The organism is Oleiagrimonas sp. (genome assembly GCF_027858935.1).
Lineage (GTDB): Bacteria > Pseudomonadota > Gammaproteobacteria > Xanthomonadales > Rhodanobacteraceae > Oleiagrimonas.
On sequence record NZ_JAQIBU010000344.1, the window covers coordinates 1 to 3,535 of the forward strand.

At 64.2% G+C, this 3,535-nt stretch carries 3 protein-coding genes; 2 read left to right on the forward strand and 1 reads right to left on the reverse strand.

The window, feature by feature from the left end; all coding sequences use genetic code 11:
* Positions 1 to 394 precede the first annotated feature (394 nt).
* Positions 395 to 1,570: an acetyl-CoA C-acyltransferase gene (locus PF446_RS13085; RefSeq protein ID WP_298072316.1), complete on the forward strand. Its 1,176-nt coding sequence runs from the start codon at positions 395 to 397 to the stop codon at positions 1,568 to 1,570.
* A 259-nt stretch (positions 1,571 to 1,829) separates the two neighbouring features.
* Here the strand turns inward: PF446_RS13085 and PF446_RS13090 are convergent, their stop codons facing one another.
* A complete protein-coding gene (locus PF446_RS13090) occupies positions 1,830 to 2,075 on the reverse strand; it encodes a hypothetical protein (protein WP_298072318.1) in 246 nt (81 codons plus the stop codon).
* Positions 2,076 to 2,183: 108 nt separating this feature from the next.
* On the opposite strand from PF446_RS13090, the gene PF446_RS13095 reads away from it, so the two are divergent.
* Positions 2,184 to 3,535, forward strand: a 1,352-nt coding sequence (locus PF446_RS13095) for a carboxyl transferase domain-containing protein (protein WP_298072320.1), incomplete at its 3' end; no start/stop codon positions are given.

The window sequence follows — 3,535 nt, forward strand, 5'->3', positions numbered from 1 at the left end:
TGCCGGTGCCGGAGCGGGCGGCGGGGTGGAGGCAGGAGCGGCGGGCGGAGGACGAACATTTCCGCCGCCGCCGCCGCAGCCTGTAAGACTCAGCGCTACGGCCATGGCTACGGCCGCGCTAATGGGCCGTAGCCGCATTTTGAAGATATTCATCCTTGCAACCCTCAAAAGTTCAAGCAGAAAGCGCTGCTAGATTCGCTCCCCATCGACAGTGTAGTTCCATGCCGATACTTATATCTCCAACCATACCAGTTTTTCCTAAGTGGCCGATTTTCAAACATCATTACCTGGCTTTCCGTTCAGGTTCGCGTTGCCCGTACCCGTTGGAAGGCCTCATAATGAGCGGCTAGGCGGTCGATCGACCCTACCCTTCACGCATCGCACGGAGCATTCCATGTCCGATATCGTCATCATTGGTGCCAAGCGCACCGCCATCGGCTCGTTCATGGGCCAGTACAGCGGCGTGCCATCGCCGACGCTGGGTGCGACGGCCATTGCCGCGGCCCTGGAACAGTCCGGCGTTGCAGCCCAGGACGTATCCGAGGTCTTCATGGGCTGTGTGCTGCCGGCCAACCTGGGCCAGGCCCCGGCCCGCCAGGCTTCGCTGGGCGCAGGCCTGCCGATGTCCACCGGCTGCACCACCATCAACAAGGTCTGCGGTTCGGGCATGAAGGCGGTGATGCTGGGCCACGACCTGATCAAGGCCGGTTCGGCCACGGTGGTGGTTGCCGGCGGCATGGAATCGATGACCAACGCGCCGCACATGGTGCAGGCACGCGCCGGCATTCGCTACGGCAACGGCAGCCTGGTCGACCACATGGCCTGGGATGGCCTGACCAACCCCTACGACGGCAAGGCCATGGGCGTATTCGGCGAGTCCTGCGCCGACAAGTACCATTTCACGCGCGAAGACCAGGACGCGTTTGCCATCGAATCGGTGCAGCGTGCACGTGCTGCGCAGGATGCGGGCAGCTTTGAGGAGGAAATCGTCACCGTCACGGTCAAGGGCCGCAAGGGCGAGGTCGAGCACCGCACCGACGAGCAGCCCGGCCGCAGCAACATCGACAAGATCCCCTCGCTGCGCCCGGCGTTCCGCAAGGAAAACGGCACCATCACCGCAGCCAGTGCCTCAAGCATTTCCGATGGTGCCGCGGCCATGATCCTGATGGGCGCAGACGAGGCTGAGAAGCGCGGCCTTCAGCCGCTGGCGCGCATCGTGGCCCACGCCACCCACTCGCAGGAGCCGGAATGGTTCACCACCGCGCCGATCGGGGCGATCCAGAAGGTGCTCGACAAGGCGGGCTGGAGCATCGGTGAAGTCGACCTGTTCGAGATCAATGAAGCCTTTGCCGTGGTCGCCATGGCCGCGATGAAGGAGCTGGGCATTCCGCATGACAAGGTCAATGTGCATGGTGGCGCCTGCGCACTGGGGCATCCGATCGGTGCCAGCGGAGCGCGCATCATGGTCACCCTGCTGGGTGCCATGAAGGAGCGTGGCGTGAAACGCGGCGTAGCTTCGCTGTGCATCGGCGGCGGCGAGGCAACGGCCGTGGCAGTCGAACGAATCTGAGGCGGGTAAGAAGGAACGCGTTCAATCTGACTCGCGGGATAACGAATATCCGCCCAAACGGCACTCGGTATGGCTTTGCACGTCTGAAAGCGGTATTAATAGAGGGCCATTCCGGCAATCCACGGCATTCGAGGAGAAGCTCAATGAAGTTCACGCGTATTTTGTTTGCTTGCGCACTGGTGGCTCTTCTGGCCGCATGCAGCAAGAGTGGTACGGATGAAAGCCAGAAGGCAGCGGCACCCGAGACCGCAGCTCCGACTCAGCCGGCCGCGACTCCGGAAGCCAGCACGGCCATGAAGCCTGCGATGTCGAGCTCCGCTTCGATGACTCCGAGCGCATCCGGCACAGCAATGGCCCCGAGCAGCTCCACTGCCCCGGCAAACGCATCGTCCAGCGATTCAGACGGTGATTCAGACGGTTCCGGCCAGTAATCACCTGCTGCCTTGCTTTGTGAATCCAGACCGGCTGCGTTCGCGCAGCCGGTTTTTTCATGCCCGTGACGCAAGCACGGCGCGCGGCCATCGCCGCAGCGGACCTCCAGGGGGATGCCTGCTTGTTTGGGCGCGCGAACCCGCGCGGCGTATCATGGGTTTTTGCCATCAGCGTTGCCGCCATGCCCACGATTGAATCCCGCATCGACATCCGCGCCGATGATTTCCGCGCCAATACCGAATACTTGGGGGGCCTGGTCGATGACCTGAAACAACACCTGGCACGCGTCGGCAAGGGCGGCGGCGAGCGCGCCCGCGAGAAGCATCTGGCGCGCGACAAGCTGCTGGTGCGCGAGCGCATCCGCGCACTGCTCGACACCGGCTCGCCGTTCCTAGAGTTCTCGGCCCTTGCAGCGCACGGCATGTATGACGATGTCGCGCCCGCAGCCGGCCTGGTGACCGGCATCGGTCGCGTGCACGGGACCGAGGTGGTGATCGTGGCCAACGACGCCACGGTCAAGGGCGGCACCTATTTCCCGATGACGGTGAAAAAGCACCTGCGCGCGCAGGAAGTGGCGCTGGAAAACCACCTGCCGTGCATCTACCTGGTCGATTCCGGCGGCGCCTTCCTGCCACTGCAGGACGAAGTCTTCCCGGACAAGGAGCATTTCGGACGCATCTTCTACAATCAGGCGCGCCTGTCCGCGCTGGGCATCGCGCAGATCGCCGTGGTCATGGGCTCGTGCACCGCCGGCGGCGCCTACGTTCCGGCGATGAGCGACGAGACCATCATCGTGCGCGAACAGGGCACGATTTTCCTCGGCGGACCACCGCTGGTGAAGGCGGCCACCGGCGAGGAGGTGGATGCCGAGGCGCTGGGCGGCGCTGACGTGCACACCGCGCAGTCCGGTGTGGCCGACCATTTCGCCGAGAACGACGCCCACGCGCTGGCCATTGCCCGCGATATCGTCGCCACGCTGAACCGGACCAAGGCCATGCCGCTGGCCGTGCGCGCGCCGGTCGAACCAAACTATCCGCCCGAGCAGCTGTACGGCGTGATCCCGCAGGACACCCGTCGCCCGTTCGATATCCGCGAGGTGATCGCGCGCATCGTCGACGGTTCCGAGTTCCACGAGTTCAAGGCACGCTACGGCAAGACCCTGGTCACCGGCTTCGCGCACCTCCACGGCTATCCGGTCGGCATCATCGCCAACAACGGCATCCTGTTCGCCGAGAGCGCGCTCAAGGGCGCGCACTTCATCGAGCTGTGCAACCAGCGCAACGTACCGCTGGTGTTTCTGCAGAACATCACCGGGTTCATGGTCGGCAAGAAGTACGAGAACGCCGGCATCGCCAAGGACGGGGCCAAGATGGTCACTGCCGTGGCCTGCTCGCACGTGCCCAAGTTCACCGTAATCATCGGCGGCAGCTTCGGCGCGGGCAACTACGCCATGTGCGGACGCGCCTACGGCGCGCGCTTTTTGTGGACCTGGCCCAACGCGCGCATCAGCGTGATGGGCGGCGAACAGGCCGC

What these genes read in the sequence shown, in the direction of transcription:
- PF446_RS13085 (WP_298072316.1), top strand. Translation starts at nt 395, where the DNA reads ATGTCCGATATCGTCATCATTGGTGCCAAGCGCACCGCCATCGGCTCG.